This window comes from Bradyrhizobium campsiandrae, assembly GCF_014529705.1.
GTDB lineage: Bacteria > Pseudomonadota > Alphaproteobacteria > Rhizobiales > Xanthobacteraceae > Bradyrhizobium > Bradyrhizobium campsiandrae.
Map to the genome: position 1 here is coordinate 1 of NZ_JAANIH010000134.1, position 4,513 is coordinate 4,513.

At 64.9% G+C, this 4,513-nt stretch carries 6 protein-coding genes; all 6 read right to left on the reverse strand.

Annotation, left to right across the window (positions count from 1 at the left end):
• Positions 1–55: 55 nt before the first annotated feature.
• Positions 56–466, reverse strand: coding sequence for a HesB/IscA family protein (locus G8O24_RS42160; protein WP_188108362.1), 411 nt, complete (start codon positions 464–466; stop codon positions 56–58).
• A gap of 49 nt (positions 467–515) precedes the next feature.
• Positions 516–887, reverse strand: a complete 372-nt coding sequence (locus tag G8O24_RS42165; RefSeq protein ID WP_188108363.1) for an SUF system Fe-S cluster assembly protein — start codon at positions 885–887, stop codon at positions 516–518.
• Complete coding sequence (locus G8O24_RS42170) at positions 884–2,131, reverse strand: cysteine desulfurase (RefSeq protein ID WP_188108364.1); 1,248 nt, start codon at positions 2,129–2,131, stop codon at positions 884–886. Before G8O24_RS42170 ends, G8O24_RS42165 begins: the two co-directional genes overlap by 4 nt.
• Complete coding sequence (gene sufD / locus G8O24_RS42175) at positions 2,128–3,450, reverse strand: Fe-S cluster assembly protein SufD (protein WP_188108365.1); 1,323 nt, start codon at positions 3,448–3,450, stop codon at positions 2,128–2,130. Before sufD ends, G8O24_RS42170 begins: the two co-directional genes overlap by 4 nt.
• A 12-nt stretch (positions 3,451–3,462) precedes the next feature.
• Complete coding sequence (sufC, locus tag G8O24_RS42180; RefSeq protein ID WP_188108366.1) at positions 3,463–4,212, reverse strand: Fe-S cluster assembly ATPase SufC; 750 nt, start codon at positions 4,210–4,212, stop codon at positions 3,463–3,465.
• A gap of 61 nt (positions 4,213–4,273) precedes the next feature.
• Positions 4,274–4,513, reverse strand: a 240-nt coding sequence (locus tag G8O24_RS42185; protein WP_188108367.1) for a SufD family Fe-S cluster assembly protein, incomplete at its 5' end; no start/stop codon positions are given.

The following is a 4,513-nucleotide window of genomic DNA, read 5'->3' on the forward strand; positions in this document are numbered from 1 at the left end:
GTATGGGTCCCGGCCTGCGCCGGCACGACGGCGGTGTGATTGGAGAAAGCCGGGCCTACCCGTCGATCTTGGCCGGGCGCAGCTCGACCGATTCGCCGCAGCCGCAGGCGGAGATCTGGTTGGGGTTGTTGAAGACGAACTGGGCCTGCATCTTGTCGGCCTTGTAGTCCATCTCGGTGCCGAGCAGGAACAGCACGGCCTTGGGGTCGACCAGGATCTTGACGCCCTTGTCCTCGACGACCTCGTCGCTGGGCCGGATCTCGTGAGCGTATTCGACCGTGTAGGACTGGCCGGCGCAGCCGCCATTCTTCACGCCGACGCGCAGGCCGACGATCTCGGAATCGGCGCGCTGGGTCAGCTCGCTGATGCGCTGGGCGGCAGCGTCGGTCAGCCGCATCACCTGCGGGCGCGGGCGCCGCGGCTTCGGCGTGGATGCTGGTGTCGAACCGGACGAAATCTGGGTCATGTCAGTGATGTGGTCCGTTGTGGAGCGAATTCAATATGAGGGGTACGCGTCACCACATGTTGAGGACGAGGCGGGCCTCGTCGCTCATGCGCTCGGGTGACCAAGCCGGCTCCCAGACCACCTTGACGTCGACCACGCCGACGCCGGGAACGCTGGCGACCGCGTTCTCGACCATGGTCGGCAGCTCGCCGGCGGCCGGGCAGTTCGGCGTCGTCAGCGTCATCTGCACGTCGACGGAACGATCGTCCTTGATCTCGACCTTGTAGATCAGGCCGAGCTCGTAGATGTCGGCCGGAATCTCCGGGTCGAACACGGTCTTGAGCCCAGCGATGATCTCGCGCGTCAGCCGTTCGGTCTCCTCCGGCGGCAATGCCGAATGGGTCTCCATCGGATTGGCTTTGATTTCAGCCGTGTCACTCATGCGAACAGATCCCGTGCCTTGAGCAGCGCCTGCGCCAGATGGTCGACTTCTTCTCGCGTATTATACATGCCGAACGAGGCCCGGCAGGTGGCTGTGACGTTGAACCGCTCTAAAAGCGGCATCACGCAATGGGTGCCGGCGCGTACCGCGATGCCCTGGCGGTCGATCACGGTGGCGACGTCATGGGCGTGCGCACCCTTGAGCTCGAAGGAGATCACGGGTCCCTTGCCCCTCGCCGTGCCGATCAGCCGCAGCGAGTTGATCTCGCGCAGGCGCTCCTGGGCGTAGGCCGTCAGGTCAGCCTCGTGCGCGGCGATGCGCTCCTTGCCGATCGAATTGACGTAGTCGATGGCGGCGCCAAGGCCGACGGCCTCGACGATCGCGGGCGTGCCCGCCTCGAACTTGTGCGGGGGATCGCCATAGGTGACGATCTCGCGCGAGACCTCGCGGATCATCTCGCCGCCGCCGTTATAGGGACGCATCGCGACGAGGTGGTCGTACTTGGCCCAGAGCACGCCGATGCCGGTCGGCCCGTACACCTTGTGGCCGGTGAAGACGTAGAAGTCGCAGCCGATGTCCTGGACGTCGACAGGCAGATGCACCGCGCCCTGGCTGCCATCGACCAGCACCGGAATGCCGCGGGCGTGGGCGATCCGGACGACCTCCTTGACCGGCACGATGGTGCCGAGCGCATTCGACATCTGCGTGATCGCGACCAGCTTGGTCTTCGACGTCAAGAGCTTCTCGAACTCGTCGATGAGGAAATTGCCCTCGTCGTCGACAGGTGCCCACTTGATCACGGCACCCTGGCGCTCCCTGAGGAAATGCCAGGGCACGATGTTGGAGTGGTGCTCCATGATCGAAATGACGATCTCGTCGCCCTCTTTGATATTCGGGCTCCCCCAGGAGGAAGCGACCAAATTGATCGCTTCCGTCGCATTGCGGGTGAAGATCACCTCTTCGGTCCGCGGCGCATTGATGAACTGCGCGACCTTGGTGCGGCCGCCCTCATAGGCTTCGGTCGCGGCATTGGCGAGGTAATGCAGGCCGCGATGCACGTTGGCGTATTCGCTGGTGTAAGCCTGCGTCATCCGGTCGAGCACGGCACTCGGCTTCTGCGCAGAGGCGGCGTTGTCGAGATAGACCAGATTCTTGCCGTAGACCTGCAGGCCAAGCGCCGGAAAATCCTGGCGCACGCGCGCAACGTCATAGGCGCCGTTCTTGATTGCGGGATGCGGGCTCATGACCGGCGCTCCAACCAACGCTCGGCAATGCCGATCACGTGCTCGCGCAAGGCGTCATCGGCGATCTGCTCGATCGCCTCGCCGACGAAGGCCTGGATCAGCAGCGCCTGAGCCTGCTTCTCCGGCAGGCCGCGCGCCTTCAGATAGAACAGCAGGCTGTCGTCGAGCGCGCCGGCGGTGGCGCCGTGGCCGCAGGAGACGTCGTCGGCAAAGATCTCGAGCTCGGGCTTGTTGTCGGCTTCGGCTTCGTCCGAGAGCAGCAGCGCGCGGGTCATCATCTTGCCGTCGGTCTTCTGCGCGTCGGGACGGACGATGATGCGGCCCTGGAACACGGAATGGGCGCGGTCGTCGATCACGGCGCGGAAGGTCTCGCGGCTGACGCAGTTCGGCACGGCGTGGTCGACCACCAGCGTGGTGTCGCCATGCTCGGTCTTCTGCAGCAGGTTGACGCCATTGGCCGAGAGCTCACTGCCCTCGCCCGCCAAGGTGATGAAGCCCTGGAGGCGGCTCACAGCCGCGCCCGTCGTCATGTTGAAGAAATTCAACTTCACGGCGGCGCCGACGGTGACGAAGTGCGAGGAGACATTTACCGCGTCAGGCGCATCGTCCATCAGGCGGATATGCGCGACGTCGGCGTCGTCGCCGATCCAGAGGATCAGCGCGTCGTTGACCTGGTAGCCGCTCGCCTTGCCTGCCGCGACGAAGGTCTCGACAACGGTGGCGCGAGCGCCTTTGCCAATCCGCAGATGCGAGCGCGTGAACGCGGACGCGCCCGCCGCGGTCGCGATGTGGATGAGCTGGATCGGCGCAGACAGCTGCGTGCGATCAGCCACCGAGACCATGACGCCGTCCGTTGCCATTGCCGCATTGAGCGAGATCATCGCATCGGTCGACGTGGTCCGAAGGAGATCGCCGGCGGCAGGGTTGGCCTTATCGGCGAGAACCTCGCGCAGCGTCTTGAGGCCGACCTCGGATGAGAGCGCCTTGACGTCGGACAGATCGGCCGCGAACACGCCGTCGACCAGCACCAGCTTGCGGGCGCCTTCGATGGCATGCGCCTTCACGGCGTCGGCGGCGCGCTTCAGCGCGGCCGCGTCCGGCGCAGCCGCCAGCGGCAGCACCTCGCCGACCAGCGCGCGCAAATCGGTGTATTTCCATTCCTCGATCCGGCGGTGCGGCAGGCCAAGACGCTCATAGGTCTCGAACGCCTCGCGGCGCACTGCTGCCACTCCGGGCGAACCCGGCAGGCGGCCTTCGGCGCTGGCGAAGAGATCGCTCACGGCGCGGCCCTTTCCGGTCTTTGCCACAGCAAGGTTCATTGCAACCAATCCTTACGCGTCCTCGAACTGGGCATAGCCGGACGCTTCCAGCTCCAGCGCCAGATCCTTGGCGCCGCTCTTCACGACCCGCCCCTTCGACATCACGTGCACGACGTCGGGCACGATGTAGTTGAGCAGCCGCTGATAATGGGTGATCACGACCATCGCGCGCTTCGGCGAGCGCAGCGCGTTGACGCCGTCGGCCGCGATGCGCAGCGCGTCGATGTCGAGGCCCGAATCCATCTCGTCGAGGATGCACAGGCTCGGCTCGAACAGCGCCATCTGCAGCACCTCGTTGCGCTTCTTCTCGCCGCCGGAGAAACCGACATTGACGCCGCGCTTGAGCATGTCCTGCGGGATGTTCAGCGACTTCGAGACTTCGCGGACCTTCTTGAGGAAGTCCGGCGTCGAATATTCGCTCTCGCCGCGCGCCTTCCGCTGCGCGTTCAGCGCGGTGCGCAGGAAGGTCATGGTGGCAACGCCGGGGATCTCGACCGGATACTGGAACGCCAGGAACACGCCCTTGGCGGCGCGCTCGTCCGGTGACATCTCCAGGAGGTCCTCGCCCTTGAACAGGATCTGGCCGTCGGTGACCTCGTAGCCGGGTTTGCCGGCAATGACGTGGGAGAGCGTCGACTTGCCGGAGCCGTTCGGCCCCATGATCGCGTGCACCTCGCCTTCGTTCACGGTCAGCGTCAGCCCGTGGAGGATCTCACGCTCCTCGACACGAACCTTGAGGTCTTTCACTTCAAGCAAAGCCATCCTGGTATCCAGTCTATTCAGATGATGTTGGAGCGCGTAAAGCGCACCGCGAGGGTCGGTGTTAACCGACCGACCCTTCGAGCGAGATCGAGATCAGCTTCTGCGCTTCCACCGCGAACTCCATCGGCAGCTGCTGCAGCACGTCCTTGACGAAGCCGTTGACGACGAGGCCGACCGCCTCTTCCTGCGAAAGGCCGCGCTGGATGCAGTAGAACAGCACGTCCTCGGAGATCTTCGAGGTCGTCGCCTCGTGCTCGAACGTCGCCGAGGAGTTCTTGGCTTCGATGTACGGCACGGTGTG

Bases quoted from the DNA above. Each gene is read 5' to 3' on its own strand.
- G8O24_RS42160 (WP_188108362.1), bottom strand. From the start codon at position 466: ATGACCCAGATTTCGTCCGGTTCGACACCAGCATCCACGCCGAAGCCG.
- G8O24_RS42165 (WP_188108363.1), bottom strand. From the start codon at position 887: ATGAGTGACACGGCTGAAATCAAAGCCAATCCGATGGAGACCCATTCG.
- G8O24_RS42170 (WP_188108364.1), bottom strand. From the start codon at position 2,131: ATGAGCCCGCATCCCGCAATCAAGAACGGCGCCTATGACGTTGCGCGC.
- sufD (WP_188108365.1), bottom strand. From the start codon at position 3,450: ATGAACCTTGCTGTGGCAAAGACCGGAAAGGGCCGCGCCGTGAGCGAT.
- sufC (WP_188108366.1), bottom strand. From the start codon at position 4,212: ATGGCTTTGCTTGAAGTGAAAGACCTCAAGGTTCGTGTCGAGGAGCGT.